The sequence below is a fragment of the Polluticoccus soli genome (assembly GCF_029269745.1).
Classification (GTDB): domain Bacteria; phylum Bacteroidota; class Bacteroidia; order Chitinophagales; family Chitinophagaceae; genus Polluticoccus; species Polluticoccus soli.
This window is the reverse complement of the sequence record NZ_JARJHT010000003.1, coordinates 126,316-149,609: the sequence shown is the minus strand read 5'-3', so window position 1 is coordinate 149,609 and position 23,294 is coordinate 126,316. Positions and strand designations below refer to the sequence as shown.

19 protein-coding genes are annotated in these 23,294 nt (G+C 45.2%); 10 read left to right on the top strand and 9 right to left on the bottom strand.

All coding sequences use genetic code 11. The features are described 5' to 3' along the window. Positions 1-159: 159 nt before the first annotated feature. Positions 160-3,363 (top strand): T9SS type B sorting domain-containing protein, encoded by a 3,204-nt coding sequence (locus P2W83_RS16880; protein ID WP_276134944.1) that lies wholly within the window; start codon positions 160-162, stop codon positions 3,361-3,363. 76 nt (positions 3,364-3,439) lie between these two features. On the opposite strand, the gene P2W83_RS16875 is transcribed toward P2W83_RS16880, so the two are convergent. Together P2W83_RS16875 and P2W83_RS16870 are read right to left on the bottom strand one after the other, a co-directional pair. Next, entirely contained in the window at positions 3,440-3,922 is a 483-nt protein-coding gene (locus tag P2W83_RS16875; protein ID WP_276134943.1) for an SRPBCC family protein, read from the bottom strand. A gap of 17 nt (positions 3,923-3,939) precedes the next feature. Continuing rightward, on the bottom strand, positions 3,940-4,725 hold the full coding sequence (locus P2W83_RS16870; RefSeq protein ID WP_276134942.1) for a HEAT repeat domain-containing protein: 786 nt from the start codon (positions 4,723-4,725) through the stop codon (positions 3,940-3,942). A 205-nt stretch (positions 4,726-4,930) separates the two neighbouring features. On the opposite strand from P2W83_RS16870, the gene P2W83_RS16865 reads away from it, so the two are divergent. Next, positions 4,931-5,473: a hypothetical protein gene (locus P2W83_RS16865; protein WP_276134941.1), complete on the top strand. Its 543-nt coding sequence runs from the start codon at positions 4,931-4,933 to the stop codon at positions 5,471-5,473. Between the two features lie 61 nt (positions 5,474-5,534). On the opposite strand, the gene P2W83_RS16860 is transcribed toward P2W83_RS16865, so the two are convergent. Next, entirely contained in the window at positions 5,535-7,217 is a 1,683-nt protein-coding gene (locus P2W83_RS16860; protein WP_276134940.1) for an NAD+ synthase, read from the bottom strand. Between the two features lie 92 nt (positions 7,218-7,309). Continuing rightward, the gene (locus P2W83_RS16855; RefSeq protein WP_276134939.1) at positions 7,310-8,113 is read right to left on the bottom strand and encodes a porin family protein; all 804 of its coding nucleotides are present in this window, start codon (positions 8,111-8,113) and stop codon (positions 7,310-7,312) included. Between the two features lie 86 nt (positions 8,114-8,199). Here P2W83_RS16855 and gldB point away from each other — a divergent pair, with 86 nt between their 5' ends. The 4 genes from gldB to P2W83_RS16835 all read left to right on the top strand — a co-directional run bounded on the left by gldB (position 8,200) and on the right by P2W83_RS16835 (position 12,083). Continuing rightward, positions 8,200-9,279 carry a gliding motility lipoprotein GldB gene (gldB, locus tag P2W83_RS16850; protein WP_276134938.1) on the top strand — a complete coding sequence of 360 codons (1,080 nt, stop codon included), beginning with the start codon at positions 8,200-8,202 and terminating at the stop codon, positions 9,277-9,279. A gap of 71 nt (positions 9,280-9,350) precedes the next feature. Then, positions 9,351-10,217 (top strand): segregation and condensation protein A, encoded by an 867-nt coding sequence (locus tag P2W83_RS16845; RefSeq protein ID WP_276134937.1) that lies wholly within the window; start codon positions 9,351-9,353, stop codon positions 10,215-10,217. A 145-nt stretch (positions 10,218-10,362) separates the two neighbouring features. Continuing rightward, positions 10,363-11,379 carry a tRNA (adenosine(37)-N6)-threonylcarbamoyltransferase complex transferase subunit TsaD gene (tsaD, locus tag P2W83_RS16840; protein ID WP_276134936.1) on the top strand — a complete coding sequence of 339 codons (1,017 nt, stop codon included), beginning with the start codon at positions 10,363-10,365 and terminating at the stop codon, positions 11,377-11,379. Continuing rightward, on the top strand, positions 11,376-12,083 hold the full coding sequence (locus tag P2W83_RS16835; protein WP_276134935.1) for a tRNA1(Val) (adenine(37)-N6)-methyltransferase: 708 nt from the start codon (positions 11,376-11,378) through the stop codon (positions 12,081-12,083). Before tsaD ends, P2W83_RS16835 begins: the two co-directional genes overlap by 4 nt. Here P2W83_RS16835 and P2W83_RS16830 read toward each other — a convergent pair. Further along, a complete protein-coding gene (locus P2W83_RS16830; protein ID WP_276134934.1) occupies positions 12,046-12,480 on the bottom strand; it encodes a cytochrome d ubiquinol oxidase subunit II in 435 nt (144 codons plus the stop codon). The two genes, P2W83_RS16835 and P2W83_RS16830, sit on opposite strands and share 38 nt — an antisense overlap. A gap of 301 nt (positions 12,481-12,781) precedes the next feature. Here P2W83_RS16830 and P2W83_RS16825 point away from each other — a divergent pair, with 301 nt between their 5' ends. Then, positions 12,782-17,926 carry a right-handed parallel beta-helix repeat-containing protein gene (locus P2W83_RS16825; protein ID WP_276134933.1) on the top strand — a complete coding sequence of 1,715 codons (5,145 nt, stop codon included), beginning with the start codon at positions 12,782-12,784 and terminating at the stop codon, positions 17,924-17,926. 48 nt (positions 17,927-17,974) lie between these two features. On the opposite strand, the gene P2W83_RS16820 is transcribed toward P2W83_RS16825, so the two are convergent. Continuing rightward, positions 17,975-18,703 carry an EcsC family protein gene (locus P2W83_RS16820; protein WP_276134932.1) on the bottom strand — a complete coding sequence of 243 codons (729 nt, stop codon included), beginning with the start codon at positions 18,701-18,703 and terminating at the stop codon, positions 17,975-17,977. A gap of 102 nt (positions 18,704-18,805) precedes the next feature. On the opposite strand from P2W83_RS16820, the gene P2W83_RS16815 reads away from it, so the two are divergent. Continuing rightward, positions 18,806-19,594, top strand: a complete 789-nt coding sequence (locus P2W83_RS16815) for a hypothetical protein (protein ID WP_276134931.1) — start codon at positions 18,806-18,808, stop codon at positions 19,592-19,594. 75 nt (positions 19,595-19,669) lie between these two features. On the opposite strand, the gene P2W83_RS16810 is transcribed toward P2W83_RS16815, so the two are convergent. After that, entirely contained in the window at positions 19,670-19,825 is a 156-nt protein-coding gene (locus P2W83_RS16810) for a lmo0937 family membrane protein (RefSeq protein ID WP_276134930.1), read from the bottom strand. A gap of 109 nt (positions 19,826-19,934) precedes the next feature. On the opposite strand from P2W83_RS16810, the gene P2W83_RS16805 reads away from it, so the two are divergent. Beyond that, complete coding sequence (locus P2W83_RS16805; RefSeq protein WP_276134929.1) at positions 19,935-20,873, top strand: MlaD family protein; 939 nt, start codon at positions 19,935-19,937, stop codon at positions 20,871-20,873. 11 nt (positions 20,874-20,884) lie between these two features. After that, positions 20,885-22,177 (top strand): flavin monoamine oxidase family protein, encoded by a 1,293-nt coding sequence (locus P2W83_RS16800; protein ID WP_276134928.1) that lies wholly within the window; start codon positions 20,885-20,887, stop codon positions 22,175-22,177. Here the strand turns inward: P2W83_RS16800 and P2W83_RS16795 are convergent. Together P2W83_RS16795 and P2W83_RS16790 are read right to left on the bottom strand one after the other, a co-directional pair. Next, positions 22,158-22,838: an outer membrane beta-barrel protein gene (locus P2W83_RS16795; protein WP_276134927.1), complete on the bottom strand. Its 681-nt coding sequence runs from the start codon at positions 22,836-22,838 to the stop codon at positions 22,158-22,160. The two genes, P2W83_RS16800 and P2W83_RS16795, sit on opposite strands and share 20 nt — an antisense overlap. A gap of 36 nt (positions 22,839-22,874) precedes the next feature. Beyond that, positions 22,875-23,294, bottom strand: coding sequence for an acyl-CoA thioesterase (locus P2W83_RS16790; protein WP_276134926.1), 420 nt, complete (start codon positions 23,292-23,294; stop codon positions 22,875-22,877).

Here is a 23,294-nt window from a genome sequence, read left to right as displayed (position 1 = left end):
TATAAGATCCCGGTGAAAACCGGGATCTTTTTAAAATTTAAGTATTATTATCATTTAGAAATGCGGATTATTCCAACTATATTTGAAATCTAACTGTCTTCTTTTATAATTGCTTTAACAAATAAGCTGTTTTACTTAGTTATAAAAATTGTTCATTCTATGAAATTCACCCACAAATCCTTGATTCGGGCTTTTTCTGCAGTTCTTCTGCTGCTTTTGACGCTCAATGTCAAGATGGCTAAGGCCTCGCACTTTGCTGCTGCCGACATCACGGTTGAGTATGCAGGTACAGGTCCTGGTGATCTTACCTATCGCGTAATAGTGGATCTGTACTATTCTTGTAATGCATCTACCAATCCGGCAGGTGGCGCAGGTACAGTATACTTTTTCTCTGCCCAGGCAGGCCATGCCCCGTATGTTAACGATAATACTCGTTCGATCTCTATGACATGGGATGGCGTTGCTGACGACATAGATCAACTTTGTGCAGGTGCAAAAAATCTGAGTAAGTGCCAAAATACTTCGAACCCTTACCCGGGTTTTAAACACACACGTAGTGTGGGTACGAAAACACTGCCTTCTGCCCAAACAGACTGGACTTTCTACTGGTCTTCGTGCTGCCGCGATGGTGGTATCGTAAATATCAGCCAGCCGGGTTCTGGTACAGGTTGTAACCCCCAGGGTAACATCTTTGTAGATGCAACCATCAACAACAAGTTCAGGTACGATCAGGGTACGCCTAAATTTACCGTGCAGCCGCTGCCATACCTTTGTGTTGGTATTCCATCAACTTACCTGAACGGTCCACTGGATCCATTTGGCGATTCTCTGGTAACTGAGAACGTAATTCCCCGCGATCAATGGAATTCTTTCTATAACTATTGCACTCCTTACACTGCGATAGATCCGATCGGCGCAGCGACATCTGCACCTTTGAATCCATATAACACCGATCCTACTACTGGTACTGCCACATTTACGGCAATGTTCCCCGGTCAGCACGTGGTTGCCTTTAAAGTTACCAGCTACGATCGTGCAACAGGTACCAAACTGGGTGTTTGTAACCGCGACGTACAGGTTTCAATATTAAACTGTAATGGTACTGCTCCTAACCTGAGCGATCCTCAGAACATCACCTTCGGTGAGTTATCAAACGATAAAGATAAATTCACTACCTGCTCTGGTGTGAAATTCGATTTCGATGTTAAGGCCAGCACTACGCTGCCTAACAGGGCGCTGTATATGGAAGCTAACCTTACCAACTTCCCTGGTGCATCGTTCACAGTAGTGGGAGAGGGCACAACTAATGTAACTGGTACATTCAGCTGGGCTCCGCACTATGGTAACCTTGGCGAGCACATCCTGATCGTAACAACAAAAGACTCTACTTGTGATCAAACATCACCAATCGTTTTCAAATCTCACAAGGTTATCCTGTTGAAGGTATTGCCTACTATCGACCTTGGTCCAGATAAACCTTTCTGTTTGAAGGGTGGCAACCCTGTTGAGCTGTTTGTAAGGGGCGGAGATAGCTACAAGCTTTACTGGACTGGCGCTGACGGTGGAAAACCACAAGGCCTGAGCGCTGACACAGGACAGATCGTTTATGCAACGCCAAATAAAGAAACTTCTTATATAGCTTATACTAACGATCTGCCATCTATTTGTAAGAACAGGGATACAATAACCCTGAAGGTTGATCAGCTGAACAGCGTAGATGTATTCCCTCAGAATCCGATCATCCTTTGCCGCCCTGACTATCTGCAGCTGGAAGGTAAAGTGTTCGGTCCTAAACCGGTAAATCCGATCTCTTGCGGAACTACCCAGGTGTCTACATCAAAAGATGTTGTGCAGGTTGCAATAGTAGGTAGCCTTGGTCCTGGTTATGATACACTTGGTCCTTTGACCTCTACACTGATCACTAATACGTACAGTGTAAAGAACCAATATCTAATCAGAAGGGCAGATCTTTTGGAATCTGGTATATTATATGGTACGATCAGCGCACTCTCGTTTAACGTGAATTCTGTTGATCCGGCTTACGAATACAAAAATTTCAAGATCTCGATCAAGTGTACTGACGAAAAATCAATGTCAAAAACCTCGTTCCAAACAGGTTTGAAACAAGAATATACAGCAGCTGCACAAACACTCGTAAACGGTTTGAACAGTTTCAAATTTGCCGAGCCGTATAGCTGGGATACTTCTAAAAACCTGCTGATAGAAATATGCTACTCGGGTAACACTGGTACCGCTACTCAAGATCCTGTGATAAGCTTTGTACCTACAGATTATCTGTCTACAACATGGTTGGCTACTAAACCAAATATTTTAAATTCGGTTTGTGCTACTAACTCATCAAGCGAGATCAAAACTAACTACGCACGTCCTGAGTTTACTTTCGATTATTCGGAGAACGTAAGAGACGATTATAAGTTTGAATACATCTGGTATCCATCAGTGTTCCTGTCTGATTCTACAATTCAGCAGCCGCTTGCTTACATACCACAGTCTACTAAGTATTACATGGAAAGCAGAGGTCGCAGTGGTTGCTACGTAAGTGATTCGGCTGATGTTTACATTCCGGTTCATAACTATTCGGTAGTACCTGCTGATACAGCAATATGCTTCAACGAAGGTTCTCCAATGCAAGCTAAAGGCGGTGGCTTTACCTACAAATGGTATAAGATCAACGACAAAGGTGAATATGAGATCCTGTCTAATACAAAAGAAGCTAGCTGCTGGGATTGTGCTAATCCAGTGTTGAAACCACTGAAAACCACAATTTATAAGATCGCAGTATATGATAGCGTATGGTGTATCGATACGATCTCGGCTAAGGTAACAGTGAAACCTCTGCCAGATATCAAGATCATCACCCGCGATACATTTGTTAAGTATGGTCAAAGCCTGCAGCTGATGGCTAGCGGTGCACGTATCTACAACTGGACTCCTGTAGGGTCTTTAAACAACGCTAACACTTCGTTCCCTGTGGCTACGCCAACTGAACCTACTACGTATATCGCAGGTGGTATCGGTGCCAACGGCTGCCGCGCGTTCGATACAGTGAAAGTGGATATCGACTATCGTGACAACCTGTTCGTTCCAACCGGCTTCAGCCCGAACAACGATGGTAAGAACGACCTGTTCAAAGTATCTAACCTTACTTTCCAGAGGGTGATCGAGTTCAGGGTATTCAACCGCTGGGGCCAGGAAGTATTCATGGCCAACGACAACCGCGGTTGGGATGGTGCATGGAAAGGTGAACCACAGGATATGGATACCTACACTTACACTATCAAAGTAGGTTTCCCTGACGGTTACATCGAAACTTACCGTGGTAACACTACCCTGATAAGGTAATAAGTATAAAACAGCTTAATAAAACTAAAGGCCTCCCAACGGAGGCCTTTAGTTTTATCGCAAAAATTGAAAGAGTCTAGTCTAACCTTACTTCAAGAAGGGGAGCGTGCAGCTTAGCTGACAGCGCCCTGGCGCCATTTTTCATTACCACCCCATGGTTGTAGCGGAATGCTGGTTTTAATAGAAATGCCAGCCAGTTCATCCATTTTATGTTGGTAGCCACGTTCCATACGCAAGTAACCTCAGTTACGCCATCTCGTTCGTTGAATTTCCAGGAGCCGATACCCTCCAGCTGGCCGGTAGCATTTCCTTCGAGGTAACTATGGTCTGACCGTTTGGTAAGAAGGAGATCAAAACGTAGGGTGTAGATAGCCGGGCTTTTGAGTTTGTAGGTACGGATGCTGCCGATGCTATTCTCGTCGCCTTTTTCGATCTCTATAACGGAGGTGAAATTCTTCCACCATTGGGGCCATTGCTCCGAATAGTAGATAGCATCCCATACGTCTTGAAGGGGAGCCTGAATTTTCCAGGTAGTAGTAAAGAGATAGTTTTTATGCATAGAGAGGTATTGGCGTTTCAGGAAAGTACTTTGGTTAAGTGTGTGCGGTGATAGTGTTGGTTGATGTAATCGATAGCTTCCTCCTGTGTCAATATCGTAAAGTTCTTGTAGCGATCATGCACATCGATTATTTCATCGATCGCCTTATCAATTACCTCCTTGTTTTGCCACTGTTTTAAGTCTTCGATAACGGTTGCGAGGCACCCTTTTTTGTAGCTGATCTGCCCTATAACATGCACCAGGGTATTACGAACCCGCGCAGTCTTGTCGAATTCCAATTCTCGCAGCATTGGGAGAATATCCTGTGGATGCGTACGCCCGCGTAACTCAATGCCATGGCATATCTCGCGGCGTATTTCTTTGTCTGCGTGATGCAGATACATGCGTGCCCACGCCAATACTGGTTCAGGGTTTTTCTCACCCATCTTTTTTACTGAACCTATCACCGCATTGCGCACAGCATGGTGTTCATCAAATAGTGCAACGTCAAAAAAGTGCTGTACTATTTCGAAATCAGTTTTACCAATCTCACCGGCGGCGTTTACTGTGGCTTGCCTGGTCTTGAAATCATCTTCCTTTAGCAGCCTGTTTAGTGTCGCGATGATTTTAAAAGTAGGGAATAAGCCGTTCTTAGATATTCTACCTACAGCGAGGTACGCTGTTTTACGTATATAGGTGTCTTCATCGGAGAAATAGTGCAGAAAATGCGTTAACGAGTCGCTTTGCAAATCGTTAACCAACAGTGTTTCTATCTCCTTACACAGTAGTTCGCGTTGTGGTTTCGAAAGGTCGTAAAACGCCATCCTGTAGCGGTTTTCATGCAATTTATGAAAATAAAATTAGGCTCAGCGATTCTTAATTGCTCGTTAAGCGCCTGTAAATCACGGGTTAACCAGATGCAAAGCTCAGGTTAAACACATCAAAAAGTTTTGATGAGTTTGATCTGCGTCTAATCTTTGCATCATCAAACAACAACAAAACAACTAACAACAAAACAAAACAATAGTCATGAAAAAGATCTTTCTCATCGCCGCCAGCCTTTTCGCTTTTGTTGCCGCAAAAGCTCAAGTTAACAGCTCGGCTAGCCAGACAGTTAATCTTAACTTGTCTAACGCTATCGAGATCACCTTCACTGGTTCTGGTACTGCAACCGGGGATCCTACCACCATGGCATTTACAACTGTAGCTCACTACGCTGATGGCGTTGAGTCTTCAGAACAACAACTTAAAGTTCGCTCTAACAAGAACTTTAAAGTTGCTGTGAAATCGAACGCTACCAACTTTACGTACACAGGTAGCACTACGCCCGCACCTACCATGGTAGTAGCAGACGTGCTGAATGTAATGGTATCTGGTAATAACACCGGCGGTACTATCGCAAACAGTTTCTCTAGCTACCAGGATGTGCCTACCGCAAACATCGACATGCTGAGTAACTGCAGCAAAGGTGGCAACCAGAATTTCTCAGTAAAGTACAAAGCCGAGCCTGGTTTCAACTTCCCTGCCGGTAACTATGCAGTAGATGTAGTTTACACAGCAACACAGCTTTAAGAATTTAAGACGAATCAAGATTGACCAGTTTACAAAAAGAGCCCCCATAAGGGCTCTTTTTTTATGCAAGGTATTTTGCAACGATGGGTACCCGTCGCCCAACACCGAACGCTTTTGGCGAAACGCGGATGATGGGACAAAACTGGTTGCGTTTATACTCGTTTGTATTCACCAGCTTCAGGATGCGTGTCACAAGGGCTACATCATTACCCATAGCAATGATCTCTTTAGGCCCTTGCCTGCCTTCTATGTACTGAAACAAGATCGGATCGAGTACGGTGTATTCGGGTAAGCTGTCACTATCTTTTTGACCGGGGCGTAATTCTGCTGAAGGTGCTTTCTGTATGATATTGACAGGAATGATCTCTTTGTCCTTGTTTATGAATCTGGCCAGCTCATATACTTGCAACTTATAGAGATCGCCGAGCACGCCGAGGCCCCCCGCCATATCGCCATACAGAGTACCATAACCAGTAGCCAGTTCGCTTTTGTTTGATGTATTCAGAAGAATAGAACCAAATTTATTCGACATTGCCATTACCAAAGCGCCGCGTATGCGCGATTGCAGATTTTCTTCAGCAACGCTAAAAGGCAGATCTTTGAATACAGGATGCAGCGTTTTCTCGTACGCTTCAAAGATGTCCTTAATAGGCAGTATATCGTAAGAGTTGTCTAGGTTCTTTGAAAGTTGTTCAGCGTCGCTTACAGAGTGGCCGGTAGAGAACTGCGAAGGCATTAATAGTGCATGTACATTTCCAGATCCCAAAGCCTCACACGCCAGCGCCAATACCACAGCGCTATCTATACCGCCCGACGAAGCAACAATGGCTTTTTTGAAGCCCATTTTACCAAAGTAATCCCTGATACCCTCTACCAGTGCCTGGTGTATCCTATCGATTCCCAAAGAAGGTTGAAGATCGTGCGGAAGCAGATCGGCCGATGGAATATTATCTGCCTTGCGAAGAACAGGTTCTTCAAAGCGGTGACTATCGTTGAAAGTAACGCTGGCAATTGCTTCGCTGAAGTAGGGGAGTTCAGCTACTATATTCTGATCAACGTCCATTACTACTGAACCGCCGTCAAATACGATCTCTGTCTGCGAGCCTACTGCATTGCAGTAAACCATAGGCAGCTTGTATTTTGCAACGTTCTGTTTTACTATGCTCAACCGGCCATCGGCATGCATATAGTCGAACGGCGATGCGCTCAGATTGACCATGAGATCTGGCTGGTGCTGCATCAGCTGGTCCATAGGGCAGATACGGTACAGTGGATTGTCACCCATGTTCCAGATGTCTTCGCATATCGTTACTGCGAGTTTCTTTCCTTTGAAGGAAACGATATTCCACTCATAAGCAGGTTCGAAATACCTGTACTCGTCAAAGATGTCGTATGTTGGCAATAGTGTTTTGTGAACTATAGCTTTTACTTCTTTCTCGTAAAGGAAGTAGGCACTGTTGAACAAGTCTTTGCCTTCTACCTTGGGGTTGCGTGCAGGAGCGCCAACCAACACCGCAATAGTGTCTGCTTCCTGTTTTATCCGTTCTATAGACGCAAGGCCTTGTTCAATAAAATCGTTGAATTCCAGAAAATCTCTTGGTGGATAACCGCACACTGCCAGCTCTGAGAATACGATCAGCTCACCGCCTTGGGCTTTTGCTTCGCGTATAGCTGCAATGATCTTTTCAGTGTTCGATTCGAAATTGCCTATATGATAGTTCTGTTGGGCAAGAAATATCTTCATGACATCAAAAGTAAGAACTAATAGAGCTATAAAAAATCAGCCCATGCATAAGCATGGGCCGAAAGTTGTCTTGGTTAAATGACGCTGCTAATTTAAAAGAATATACCGACACGCAAAGCCAAATTATTCAGGCGTACGTTACCATCTGCAAATTTGCCTTTATAACCCATATCGAGCTGAGCAGGATTAGTGATATCTGGCGCAAAGCCGTTGTTGAAGAACAAGCCTACAGTCAAAGCCATTTTATCAGATATATCGTATTCAATACCACCGCCCAGGTTCAATGAAAGCATAGCGGGTGCAATCGCAAGGCCGTCAAATATCTTTTCGTTATCGCCGCTTACTGTTTTTAGCCCGCTTGGATCTGAAGCGTCCGTATAGGTTACTTCAAAGCTTGCTTTTTTGCTGATGTTCAAACCGAGTGAAAGTCCCAACTGACCGAACACATGTACGCCATTGGAAACTTCGTCGCTGCGGAGTTTGAGTGCCAGAGGCACCTCGACGAATTGCAACTTGTAATCGAAGTAAGCGCTGGTAACACGGTTGGCTACGGTTGGTGGCGTAGCGTCTGTGTTTTCGCGAGAAAGTATTTTACCGCCGGTAGTGGTGAGCTGGATACCTGTGGCAACACCATAATTCTCAGCAAACGGACGGTCAACCATCAATCCCCATGAATAACCTACTCTATTACCCTCGCTGCTTACGCGGAACAACTTATCGTTGCTTTTATTAGAGGTCGGTTTCATCCACGATACATTGGGTGCGAAGAAAACGCCTATCCTCCAGTTATTGTAGTTGGAACCGCCACGTGTAGGTTCTGCATATTCATATTGCTGGCTTTTTGCAACTGTAGCCATACTGCCAGCCAATACCGTCAATAAAAAAAATCTCTTCATGTCTGAGCCTTTATTTGAATAACCTTATGGAGCAATTATTACGCCAAACGTTATTTTTGCTGCTGTAAAAATAAAAGGCATTTCCAATGTTTAAGACCTCACCGCAAAGAAAGTTTGGAGTACGTACCAAAATAATTCAACTATTATCCACAGCACTGTTATTGTCGTTGGTTGGGTTGACAGGTTGCGGAGGCGATGAAGAAAAGGCTCCGGATGTTTCGGACGTGAAGGTGGATCTGAAAACCTACAGGTTTGATAAAGACCTGGCTGCTATTGATACCAATAATGTTGGCGGCTCATTGGCGCAACTCCAGCAGAAGTATCCTCAATTCCTGAATTTTTACCTGGATACACTTATGGGCTTTGGCATCCTGGGCAACTATTCTAACGATAATCCGGCCGTAAGTACAGTGTTCCGCCCTTACCTGCTGCATAAAGACTATAGAGGACTGTTTGATACTGTAGCCAAACATTATCCTGATACAAAAGAGATAGACGAACAACTCACCAAAGGGTTTAAATACTTGAAACATTATTTGCCCTCTACCAAAGAGCCTAAGGTGATGTACATGATCACCTGGCTGGGTAACTGGGCTGCTATTACCTACGAGGATATGCTCGGTATCGGTCTGGATATGTTCCTTGGTCCGCAGTATCCCTACTACAAATCGCGCAACATACCCGATTACATGACCGCAAAGATGACGAAGGAGTACATCCCTGTGGCTGTATTCAGGGCCATATACCAGGACAAAGCACCTTTTAAAATGGAAGGTGCGAATATGCTGGATATGATGATACAACGGGGTAAAGAGTTGTATTTCCTCGGTAAAGTGTTGCCGTTTCTGCCGGAGCATCTGCGCCTGGCATATACTTCTGAGCAGCTCGAATGGTGCAAGCAAAATGAAGGACAGGTCTACAACTTCTTCGTGCAGGAAAACCTGTTATACGATAACAACTGGCAAAAGATACTGCGCTATGTGAACGATGGTCCGTCGTCGGCTGGTATGGCGCCTGAAAGTCCCGGCAATACAGGTTCCTGGATAGGGCTGCAGATAGTAAAAGCATATATGGCGCAACATAGTGATATGACCTTGGAGCAACTGATGAAAGAGCGGAAGGATGCGCAGCGCTTTTTGCAGGAATCAAGGTACAAACCGAAATAATCGGTCTGCCATTTCGGCTAAAGGTTTATATTTGAATGCGTTTGGAATTGTGATACATCTCTGAAATAATAATGTCAGCTACTTACCAGATAAAATTGCCCCAGTTTGAAGGTCCTTTCGACCTGCTACTGTTCTTTATAGAACGTGACGAGCTGGATATTTATAACATACCTATACACACCATCACCAAAGACTTTCTTACGTATATACACGAGCTGGAATCGTTGAACATAGAACTGGCCAGCGAGTTCATCCTGTTCATATCTACCCTGATGCGCATCAAAGCGAAAATGCTGCTCCCGAGGCGTGAAGTGGATGCACAGGGTAATGAAATTGATCCCCGCCAGGAACTGGTGGATAAGATACTTGAGTACAAGCGTTTCAAAGAAGCATCGGAGCAGATGGCGATGATGGAGGCCGAGCGCCTGCTGCAGCAGAAACGCGGTAACACACGCCAGGAGCTGGATGCGTTGGGTGAAGAATATGCAGAAGGCACCGAGATCCAAACCGTGAATACCTACAAGTTGATGCAGGCGTTTGAGCGGGTGATGAAGAAGTACCAGGACAGGACGGCCAAACCGCAGCACGTTGTAGTAAAATATAAGTACAGCATGGAAACCCAAAAGGCTTTCCTGCTCGATCATATCAAGGTTAATTCAAGGGTGGCCTTCGAAAACCTGTTTATGAAGTGTGAGGACAGGATACACGCCATCTTCACCTTCCTGTCGATGTTGGAATTGATCCAGATGAAATACTTCGGTATCCTCATAGGAAGCGGCCGTAACAACTTCATTATTGAGTGGAATGACAACCGTGAGGCTGACCTTACCGCCACCCTGGAAACGGAAAACGAAGCTGCTTTGGACTCTGAAGGATCTGTTAAAACAACCGATGAGCCTGCACAGGAGCCTGACAATGAGGAGGGTTTGGCACAGTAATTGAACTAATATTATTAGCAGTTAATGCTTGATAAATTTCCCCAGAACGCTGTCGGACAGAGGTTAGGGGAATTTTGATTTTTAGGCCCGTCTGTTTTTCTCCTTTTTTGATAATTGCCCCGTAAATGATGAATTTTGCAGCCGTATGGACGCAAAAACCGTTAATATATTAGCTATTGAGTCATCGTGCGATGAAACGAGTGCTGCCATAATACAGGATGGCAAGGTGCTGAGCAACCTTATTGCCACCCAAAAGGTTCATGAACAATACGGTGGCGTAGTGCCTGAAATGGCCTCGCGCGCGCACATGCAGAAGATAGTGCCGGTTGTGGATGTTGCGCTACAACAATCGGGTATTGCCAAGACCGATATTCATGCTGTCGCTTTTACACAGGCGCCCGGTCTTATAGGCTCACTGCTGGTTGGCGCCTGCTTTGCTAAAGCCTATGCACAGGCTCTAAATGTTCCGCTTATTGCGGTGCACCACATGCAGGCGCATGTGCTGGCTCATTTCATCGATGATCCTAAGCCTGAGTTTCCTTTCTTATGCCTTACCGTTTCTGGCGGACATACGCAGGTGGTGCTTTGTAAAAACCACCTGGAAATGGAAGTACTCGGTGAGACCATAGACGATGCAGCAGGAGAGGCGTTTGATAAAGTAGCCAAGATGTTGGGTTTGCCTTATCCCGGCGGTCCGTTGGTAGATAAACACGCTGCGCAAGGCGACCCTAAGCGCTTTAGTTTTCCTGTGTCGCAGATGGAAGGATATGACTTCAGCTTCAGCGGTATCAAGACAGCTGTATTGTATTTTCTGCAGGCTGAAAAAAAGAAAGATCCTGAGTTTGTTGAAAAGAACATCAACGATATCTGCGCCTCAGTTCAATACACCATCATCAAAATGCTGATGCTGAAACTAAAAAAGGCAGCAGCAGATATCAACATCAAACACATAGGTATAGCAGGCGGTGTTTCTGCCAATAGCGGATTGCGCAAAACGCTGCTGGAAGCTGGTGCTGAGAATGGATGGCAGGTGTATATACCAAAGTTTGAGTACTGTACTGATAATGCTGCTATGATAGGTATAACCGGCTATTACAAGTTCCTGAACGGCGAATTTGCCGACCTTTCTGTGAGTCCTACTGCAAGGGCAGCCTGGTCATGAGCAACAACTATTTTCAGTTCAAACAATTCCTGGTAAAGCAGGATAAGTCTGCCATGCGTGTATCGACCGATGCATGCATACAAGGAGCGTGGACTCCAATTGAACCAGTTGTTAAACATGTGCTGGATATTGGCACTGGTACCGGCTTGTTATCGCTAATGTTGGCACAGCGAAATGATAGTATTATAATTGATGCTATCGAACTGGATGAACATGCTGCAGACGAGGCAAAGGAGAACGTTGCTGCTTCTCCTTTTCATGATCGTATTAATATTACACAAGCAGATATAAGAGAAGTTACTCTTGATAAGCAATACGATCTCATCATTTGCAATCCACCGTTCTTTCGCGATAGTTTACTAGGGCCAACAACAAACCGCAACACTGCGCGTCATGCACTCTCATTTTCTTATGCAGATATGTTTGGTGTGCTTGAAAAGTTTCTGGCAAATGGTGGCTATGCATCTATTCTCCTACCACCGGTAGAACATGAGCAGTGGGAAAAGTTATTGCAGACAAATGGATGGAATGTATTTCATCGCCTGCATGTGCGCCCGCGTAGCAGTAATGACGTAAATAGAGTAGTAGGTTTATGTTCACCTAATAAGATTGGAAACACAATTGAAGAAGTGGTGATCTACGAAGACAAGGATTACACGCAACAGTTTAGCGCCCTGCTCCGTCCTTACTACTTGAAATTGTAGTGCTCGTAGTCAGGAAGAAGACGCAGATACTGATCCATCCAAACCAAAAGCAATAGGCGCCCAGGTGAAAACGCTCGCCTAGCCAGCGATGCGAGAGCGTGTGCCTGAAATCATCGTAAGTAAAATACACACCAACTATCGCGACCAGGATTCCTGCAATGTGATACAGTTTTGCTTTGCCCGAAAGCTTCTTCTGGAGGAAAAAATGTAATAGGTATAGCCCAAGAAGTATAGCGAAAACTACTAATGCAGCCTGCCACCATATTTTCAGAAATCCATATTCTTTATAAAACCACCTGATACCAACCTTTCCAACCCATGATACTTTCGAAAATAAGTAGCCGGAAAGCGTTGACAAAAGCAATAAAAATGTAATAAGCAGACCCGTTCTTTTCATAAGATTTTTAATGTGAATAGGGGCGATTGTTGCCTTTAACGTTTCTTTAATCTGATGCAAAGTTAGCAAGCCAATAATTAAATATAACTACTTGTTAAAGTTGGTAATAATACTGTAATAAAACTGTCTTAAATCAGGTTTTCCACCCAACTGTCTTTAGTTTTGCGTTTGTCTAATTTGAAGAAAAATTGTCGTTAAATATTAAAATATTTTAATGGCAAATACACATAGATCCCTCTCATTAAGAAAACTATTTAATTAAAAGTTTTAGCCATTTAATTATCAGTTAATACTGAAAAGCATGCGTTCTTTTATCAAATCAAAAAAAATAGCAGGTGTTTTACTGGCACTTGGTATTTCTTCAGCAGCTATCGCTGCGCCGCTTAGTGGTACGTATACCATTGGTGGCACCACTCCCAACTATGCGACACTGTCCGACGCCGTTACCGCTCTGAATACAGAGGGTGTATCGGGGCCTGTGACATTCAACATCCGAAACGGTGTTTACAACGCAACTACCTGGAGAGCTGAGATCAAAACCATCACTGGCGCGAGCGCGACCAAACGTATTACGTTTAAGTCGGAAACGAACAACGCTGCGAATGTGACCATTAGGGTCGATGGTACGGCCAGTACAGCAAACTACGTGGTAAAGCTGAATGCGGCATCGTATATCACGATAAAAGACCTGACTTTCAGGAATGAAGGCGCTACTTATGGCAGGGCAATAGAAATTGCCGGCACATCCGGTAACGATAGTTTGATCAACTGCCGTTTTGAGTCTATCACGCGCACTGCATCCTCAACCAATACCGCGTTGGTATATGGTACGAGCATAAAAGGCGACAACAACGTATTCATTGGCAATACGTTTTTGAATAACTCTTATGGTCTGTATTACTACGGTACGAGTACAACTACCAAGGTTGCTAATACAAGGTTTTTGAAGAACACATTTACCAACCAGTATGCCTATGCGATAAATACCGAGTACCACGATAACCTGCGTATCAATGGCAACACCATTACTACGAATTCAACTGGTACCTTCTATGGTATGGAAGTATACTATGCAGATGGCGCTTCTGAGATAATTGGAAATACTATCTCCGGATATTCTAATGGTTATGGTATCATGCACTATTATAGCGACGGTGATGCAACAAACTATGGCCTGATCGCAAACAACGTGATCTATAATATTGGCGGTACCGGTACTTCTCGTGGTATCAGCAGTCACTACACGAGCTACCAGCGTTATTATAACAATACCATACGGATGGCAGGTACATCTGCTACGACGTCTTTAGCCGGGTATTTTTACTATAGTAATAACACCGACTACGTGGGCAACGAAATACGCAACAACGTATTTTCGAATTTTGGTGGTGGTTATGCGATCTATGTATACAACCCCTCTTACAACAATAGTTTTGACTATAACAACTTGTATACTACAGGTACAAAGCTGGTAGACCAGGGTACACCTTCTACCGACTACGCTAAACTTACAGACTGGCGTGCAGCGTTCAAGCATGACATGAACTCCATATCATACGATCCTGCATTTACTTCTCCTACCAACCTTACACCGGATGCTGGTAGCGTCTCGTCATGGTCGCTGAATGGTCGTGGTATACATCTTGCCGGCAACAATAAAGACTTCAACGGAAATACAAGGGTAACTACTCTTGCAGCCGGTGTTCCTGATATTGGTGCATTTGAATTTACACCTACATCTACACCGCCTGCAGCAACGGCTGCTCCTGCAGTACCGGCTGCCGGTACTAACCAGGTGTTTACGTTTGGTGAAGATACTGTCGCGACTATCAACTGGGCGGCTGCATCTACGGTTCCGGCTGCAATTACTGTACGTCAGTATACAGGTACGCTGCCAGCTGGTATCAATACCATCAGCCCAACGTCAATGTATTTCTATACTGATATCACTGCTCCCGGTACTTACAACTATTCGGCTGATATCTATTATAAAGAACCATGGGCAGGCACCACAGCGGCAGAAGTCGGTCTGCACCTAGCCAAGAAAGAAGGCGCTAATCCATGGGTAGGGTATGCTCCAGCTGTCAGCAGCGCTATACCAGCAAGGGACCTGATAACAACTAGTGGCCTTACAGATTTCGGCTTGTTTACAGGTATCGATGTGGCAGATAACGCCGGTACCGCTGGTATACTTGGGTTGCCTAATTACTTCTGCGCCGGTACCTATCCTGTACAGGTGAAAGTGAAAAACGGTGGTAACAACATTCTGAATAAAGTACAGATACAATGGGAGATAGATGGTGTGGCACAACCTGTCATCAACTACGCAACTCCGATTGCTGTGAAAGGTGAAGCAAACGTAACCCTTGGCAACGTTACATTCAACAATGGATACCGTAATATTAAAGCATGGACTGTCCTGCCTAACGGCGTGGCCGATGTTGTTGCCATAGATGATACCAGCTCTTTAAAAACACGGGACGGTCTTAGCGGTGTTTACACTATTGGCGGAACTACGCCTTCGTATGCAACAGTAGCTGAGGCAGTAAAAGATGTGAATGATTTCGGTATCTGCGGAGCGGTTACATTCAATATCAGGAATGGTAACTATGCGGGGAATATTATTCTGAACAAGATCAAAGGTGCCAGCGCAACTAACCGTGTTACATTCCAGGGTGAAAACGGTGCGAGCAGTGTTGTGAATATTAGCTACACAGCTGCCGCAGCAGCAGACAACTATGTGTTCCAGCTTAATGGTGCATCGTATGTGACGATGAAAGACCTGACGTTTACGTCAGGTAGCGCTACACAAGGCCGCGTATTGGTTTATGTAGACAGCACATCTTACGACAGCCTGCTTAACTGTCGCCTGGTTGGTCTGCCTGTGACTACATCAAGCTCTAATATTGCGTTGTTCTATGGTACCGACATTACCGGTAAGAACAACGTATTTGTTGGCAATACCTTCCAGAATGGTTCATACAGCCTGTATTACGCTGGTACTTCAAGCGCAGCCTTAACGGAAAACGCTGTATTTGACCGAAATAGCTTCGAAAATTTCTATGCGTACGGAGCGTACACGTATTATATCAAAGACAACAAGTTTACCAACAACAACATCAGTACAAGTTCGACTTACACCAGCGCTTATGGCGCATACATCGGCTATTGCGACAACGCACTGGAAGTGACACGTAACAAAGTGATGGGCCTGGCTGGCGGCTATGGTCTGTATATCTACTATTCAGATGCAACCGCTACCACCAGGGGACTTATAGCTAACAATACCATTGCTATTGGTTCAGGTACAGCTTCTGCATATGGTTTGCGTATCTACTATAGCAGCTACCAAAATGTATACAACAACAGTGTAAACATTATCTCGGGTTCTGCCACCACCAGCTATGCTGGCTATATCTACAGCACGTCAACTACTACAACAAACAACGATATCAGGAATAACGTGTTTGCCAACCAGGGGCCTGGCTATGCGCTGTATGTTTACAATCCAACGTATAACACATCGGATTACAACAACCTGTTCACCAACGGTGTGAACCTGGTTGATCGGGGTACACCAGCTGCAGATTTTACTACACTGCAAGCATGGAGAACCGCAAGCGGACAGGAGCTGAACTCGATAGCATATGACCCTGGTTATATGAGCACTACCGATCTGCACCCTGACCCAACGAAGCCAGCTTCATGGTCGCTGAATGGCCGTGGTGTTCATGCCGCGTTCAACAACCTTGATATGGATAACAACGCACGTATCACCAATATCGCTGATGGTGCTCCGGATCTGGGTGCTTACGAATTTACACCAACGTCTGTACCGCCTGTTGCCGAAGCTACACCTGCTGCACCGGCTCCAGGCACAAGGCAAGTATTTACTTTTGGACAAGATACTGTGGCTGTGATAGATTGGAAGCCAAACTCGGTAATGCCAAACTTTATCGAGATGAGGCAATACTCTGGTCAGAAAGCGCCTCAGTATACTACTCCTGGCTATATGTATTTCCATGCCGATGTGAATACGCAGTCTGTTACACACAACTTTGACGCAACGATCTACTACAAGGACATCTGGACAGGAACGATCGCAACAGAGTCGAACCTGAGGATGATGAAAAAGCTTGGCTCTAACCCGTGGACAGCCTACAATGGTACTGAAAGCTCGGTGAATACTGCACGCAATACCATCAATGCACCACAGCTCAGCAGCTTCGGAGTGTTCACTGGTGGTAACGACGGTGAGATATTCTCAGCCAACATCAAACCTGCAACAACCACAGTATTCTGCCCTGGCGGTAATGTTACACTGAATGCAAACATCGGTACAGGGTATTCATACCAGTGGGAATTGAACGGTTCGCCAATACCTGGTGCTACTAGCTCTACGTTAGTTGCGACGACTGCAGGCGACTATACTGTGACGATTACAGACAATGTAAAGAACAAGACAGCAACATCTGACAAAGTTGCGATCACGATCATATCTGCTCCGGCAGCGCAGGTTACTGCTTCTGGTGCACTTACATACTGCCCTGGCAGTTCTCTTAGCCTGAGCACTCCGGCTGTGAGTGGTGTTACTTACCAATGGCAGCTCAACGGTACGAATATCGCTGGCGCTACTGCAGCAACATACCAGGTAGCGGGTGCTGGTCAGTACACCGTGCAGGTAAATAACACAGCATGTAGCGCACTGTCGCCGATAGTAAATGTAACTGCTGGTCCGCTGCAACTGAGTATCGGGAACGATACAACATTCTGCGAAAGCCCGACCGCTATGCTGGTACTTGATGCCGGACACGCTGGCGCTAACTATACATGGAACACTGGTGCTGCTACACAACAGATCGCAGCAACTACCACTGGTAAGTACTGGGTGACTGTTGATGCAGGTGCCGGTTGCGTTGCTACCGATACTATACAGGTTACGGTTAACCCGCTGCCATCAGTGTCAGGTATCTCTTACAACAGGGCCGGTAATACCTTCCAATTTAGCGCAAATGGTGTGAAGAACGCCAATAGCTATCTCTGGATTTTCAATGACGGTGTAAACAGCAACGCACAAGCGCCATCACACACATTCACTATTCAGCCTACAGAGGTGGTGCTGATCCTGACCAACGATTGCGGTACGGATACGATCAAGCTGAACCTGAATGCGACCAATGTGAATGACGTGAATAAAGACGAGCTGACGCTGAACCTGTATCCTAACCCTGCCAGCGATAAGATAACGTTACAGGTAGACGGTACGTTTACGCTGGAGAACATTGCGGTTGTAAACCAACTGGGACAGGTAGTGATGAAAGAAGAGCTTAACGGTGGAGTAAAAACCAAAACCATCGATGTGAGCAATCTGCCGGTAGGTTACTACATCCTCCGCGCGGGCACTTCTGACGGTGTGATCGCTAAGCCGTTCAATATAACAAGGTAGTAGTGGTATATTAATTATATCAGGCCGGCCCGCATGGGCCGGCTTTTTTTATTTGAGTTTCCCTTCCAGGAACAGGCGCATTCTGTAAGCATTCATGGCTGTGCGGCCCAGCTTTTCGGTGTACTTGTGGTTGACGTATGCCCCGGCTATAGCGCCAATGCCGGGAATGAGTTGTATGAGCTTGGCAATGTCAATATAGTCGCGGTACTCTTGCTGAAATTTTCTCCAGTCAAATTCATCAGGCCCGGGTAGGGACCTACTTAATTCGGGCCAGTTCGCGACTATATAATATACCTGACGCCGATGTGCCCGGCTGGAGAACGCAAGTTGGAATATATATAACAGGTATACACGCTCCTTATAGTCGTTTATGTCAAAGCCATATAATACCGCGATCTCTGAAAGCATTTTCATCTTGAGTGTTAACCACAAAGGGAAATCAGCCAGCCCCCATAGAAAACCACCGGCTCCCGTAAGTGCACCTTCTGCTGCAGAAGTGTGCTTGTAAAAATCTATCCGTTCTTCTACTTTACTTTCCCTGTTCTCCAGGCTGGCATTTTGCAGAGGTTGTTTTGAAATAAAACCTGCACCTTTTAATAAAGTTTGGATAGTGTGTTTAAATGCAGTGGTGATGACCTGGTGAACTTTTTCGGGCACGTAACTATTTAGCTTGTTCTGAAGTTTGCCTGCAAGACGGCCGGTAAGAGAGGGCTTGCGTTGCATTTCGCGCTGCCATGCTCGCAGTTCGTTTTTCGCATCCTGTTCGTAGTTGGTCACCTCTGTGATCGTTTTGTTTCCTATATCAATAAAAGTTATGCCTTTAAGCTTATGTTTTGCAGGGTAAAGCTGTAACTTGATTACTGTATCAGATCGCTCACGATGAAACTCCTCATAACCCTGCTTTGTTTAATAACGACGATACCCACCTGTGTCTCCGCACAGTACAAACAGCACCGGCCATTCCAGGATTATTACTCTGCACGGGCTATTGGAAGTGAGCGCGTATACCAGCGCATCTACATAGGCGCAGGCAAGCACTTCCTTACAGGAACCGCCGATCTTCATTACGTAGGGACAGATACTACAGGGGCGCCGGTTGATACCAGCATAAGTAAAAAGGTGCGCGCGAAAGGCTCGTATGTATTTCATGCAGGTACATTTTTCCCTGTCGCGTTATTGTCTGACAACAGCATGATAGCTTTTAATGTTGAATTTCTAGGCGCATTTTACTACCTGGCTATAGACTCTGTGTTCTTCCATCCTGGTGCATTGTATAAAGGCTCAGAATCCATCACCATGCTGGGCGTGCCGATATCCCTTGAGTTTAAATCGGGAGGAGATGTTTCCCTGAGTAAAGTGCGAAAGTCTATGTTTGCTATCGGCGCTGGTGCTTACTTTGGCGGTACGAACTCTTATGTTGCCTACCAGGATCAACTGCCGTTCATTCCGATACCTTTTGCGAAAGTAGAGGCAGGGTTCTTCGCCGGGCTGGCTTTCAAGCTACGCGGGGTAGCCTATTTTGGAAACGCGAACTTTATTGACAGGCCTACCGGCCATATCTTCGGCGAAGACCAGTTAACGACAAAAACACACTCAGGTTATGGTTTTCAACTCTCAGTAATTATGATGCCGTTCTCCAATGGCTGGCGTACTGAAGAATGGTACTAGCGAAAAAAAAGCCATGGCACTAGCCATAGCTTTATCACAAAATAATAGAGGATATACAGAAATTATGTTCCTGCGTTAGTCCACCGTACCGCGCCTGATGAAACCAAGCAGCAGTGAAATGATAGCGATCACAAGCAGGATGTGAATGATGCTACCCGCGTTCCAGACAAAAGCACCCAACAGCCAACCTATAATCAGTATCACCGCGATCAGATATAATAGCGATCTCATAACAAAAATATTTAGTCCGCCATATGGCTAAAAAGACTGTGCCAGAGATATAATGACAAAGCGGCTGTATAACGCCAACGGGCATAATTATTTATCTTATTTTTAACGCGTGAACGAAAAGCCTACCGGAAAACGGACTATTAAGAATATTGCATCGCTCGCGATCATTTTGCTGATCGTAGGAGGGTATTATTTCCTGAAAGGCAGCAAAATGTTTGTGAAAGATCATTTCTACTTTGCCTATTTCGCTGACGTACAGGGCTTACAAATGAGCTCTCCTGTTATGATTAAGGGCGTGCGGGTAGGGAAGATATCTGATATTGATCTTGGTGGTCGCAACGTGAAGATCACGCTGTCTGTTAAAAAAGACATACAGGTACCGGAAGGTACTATTGCCAAACTTGCATCTGGCGGTATCACCGGCGATAAAATTATAGACCTTAAGCCAGGCAACGGCCCGGCTATACTCGCGGATTATTCAACTCTGCAGACAGGCTTAGATACCAGTCTTCTGCCTGTATCGGTAAGGTTTACCCCGATCTTTGAAACGGCTAAGATTATGCTACGCAGCATGGATTCGACATTGCAGGGTATAGATTCATTGTTTAGTACGGGCCTATTATCTCGGGCGAGCTTGGGTATTATCAGTTTTGAGGATAGGCTGGAAGGCGCGTCGAAAACGTCGGCCAGGTTGAACAATAACTATAACTTTCATAATGCAGCAGCAAATGCAGAGGTTCAGTCGCGCAAACTGGTGAACGGATCAGCCCAGCTGAACCAGACAATAAATGACGCTGCAGCAAAAAGCGAAAAGCTGTCGAACACAGACATTGCGAATGATGTTGCCAGCCTTGGTTCATCAATAAAAAAGCTTGGCAGTAGCTTTCATAAGCTGGATACCTCAATGTCGGGGTTTGGCAAACTGCTGAATAACAAAAACTCCTACCACTCCATGACCAAGTCTTTTGACACGTTAAACCGCAACGCGCAGGAGTTGCAGAAAGCCCCGCCTGTTATGACCATTTTTAAAAGCAAAAAAATAAAATAATAGCCGAGTCCATGAAGCACGATGCCGATGCGATCGTTGTAGGGGCCGGTGCTGCAGGCTTAATGGCCGCGTGGCACTTGGCACAGGCAGGACGAAAAGTGCTTATCGTTGAGGCCAATGATAAACCCGGAGGAAGGATCAATACGCTGCACAACGCTGGGTTCAGTCACTATGTTGAAGCTGGAGCTGAATTTGTGCATGGTGAGCTGCCGTTTACCCTCCAACTGCTTAAAGAGGCCGGTATTGAATATACACCTATGTCTGGTGAATTGCTGCAGTATAAAAAGGGAGAGATACAAGAGCAGCATGATTTAGTTGAGCATAACGAAAGACTTAAAAAGCCATTGAACGACCTGGCTTATGACATGCCGGTCGAAGATTTTCTTAATAAGTATTTTCCGGGCGTAGAAGACGCAGCGATGCGCCAGTCGGTAAAACGATTTATTGAAGGTTATGAAGCAGCAGACGCTAAGCGCGCGAGTATCATAGCCATGAAAGAAGATTTGATGGAGGACGATAGCGAGCAATTCAGGGTTGAGGGTGGTTATGGAAAAATGATCGACTATCTCGTTAAACAATGCGATCAGAATGGTTGTATGTTTCGGTATTCATACCCGGTGAAACATATACATTGGAGTGAGGGTAACGTCAGGGTCGATACTCCTGCAGCATCTTATCATGCACAACAGGTATTGCTAACCGTTCCTATTAGTATTCTCCAGGCTGAGCCCAATGAGGAGCATGCTATCCGTTTTCTACCATCGCTTGAGCGTAAATGGGAAGCCGCAAAAGTCATTGGTGCGGGCATCGTCATGAAGTTTTTGCTTGAATTCAAAACTGCCTTCTGGAAAGAGAACGCTGAAACAAAAGATATGGGTTTCATTTTGTCTGACGAGATAGTGCCAACCTGGTGGACGCAAACTCTTGAAGGCAGTATGCTGCTTACTGGATGGTTGGCAGGGCCAAACGCAGCTAAGCTAAAGGATGATGATGAGGACATGCTGCTGGATGATGCGCTTAACTCGCTTTCCAATATTTTCAAGATCCCACATGTAACCTTGCGCGAGCAACTACGCACCTGGTATATTGCCAATTGGCAGCATCAACCCTTCATTAAATGTGCCTATAGCTATGCCACTGTAGGCTCAAAAGAGGCGAAAGAAGAATTGAACAAGCCGGAATCAAGTACCATTTTCTTTGCCGGTGAAGCTACTTATATAGGACAAGCTGCCGGCACTGTCGAAGCTGCACTTGCCAGTGCGGTAAACGTTGTAAAAGAAATGCTCAATCATCGCCCCGCTTAGTACCGAATAGATACATTAGCCGAAAGGTGCAGACATTGTGATACTGTCCGTGCCATGCAATGCCGTTGGGCGTAAGACCTCTTGCTTCAATTATTGAATACTGGAAACGGGCAATTGCAAAAAATCCTTTCCACAGGTGCACACTACCTCCGATCAAAAAACTAATGTCATGTTTTTTGAAAGGGTAGTCCTCGGTATGAAAATCATATACGGGTTTTGACTCTACCTCTTCTATCGTGTTGATGAGGCGTGCATAAGCAAACCCTGCCCCGAAATGATTCAAATGTTTATCGTGATAGTACACTTGCACAGGCACTTCTGCATAGTCAGTCCTGATGCGGTAATTCAGCAATGTAATTCCGGGAATCGTTGAATTATTGATCCCGCCGCGTGCACCCTTTTGCACATATAGCATTTCCATGCTGCCGAGTATCCTGTCGGATAATCGCATATACAGTACACCACCAGCATTTAAGCCAAAGTTGTAATAGCCTTTATAGTTGTCGCCGTCAACCTGTGTAATGTTGGTTCCTGCGGCAAGGCCTCCGTAAAATGTTCGTTGTTCTTCAAGGTAATAGCTGCTTTGTGAATGCCCCAGTAGTGGCGTTGCGACAAGGGAAAGCAGTAAACAAATAAAGCTGTACGGTAATTTGTGGGTCATTTATAGCTAAACGCCATAGAAGCAATGAAATTGTGTTTAAGTGGTTATGCCTTCCAGCTCCATGATCTTCTTCCGGATGTCTTCGGGTATTACCGCTTTCTCTTCTTCTTTGAAATTGTACATCACGATAACGTCTTCAGCTTCTGCTGCAATGACCAGGTTAATGTCGAGTATCTGGTGTAGCATTTTAAAGCTGGTATTGCCAATGTTGGTTACACTAGCCTGAACAAGAACATTTCCCGGATAAAACAGTGGTTTAAAAAAACGGCAGGATGAAGAGGCGAGCATGGGGCCTATACCTGTTTCGCTATGAGATTTCGTCAGGCCTATCATTTCCCAGTAGTTCACACGGGATGACTGTATGTATTTGAAATAGGAAACGTTATTAATGTGTCCGAATAGATCCATCTCGCTCCAGTCGAGACGTAGTTTCAACTTCGCCGGGTAATTGTTCAT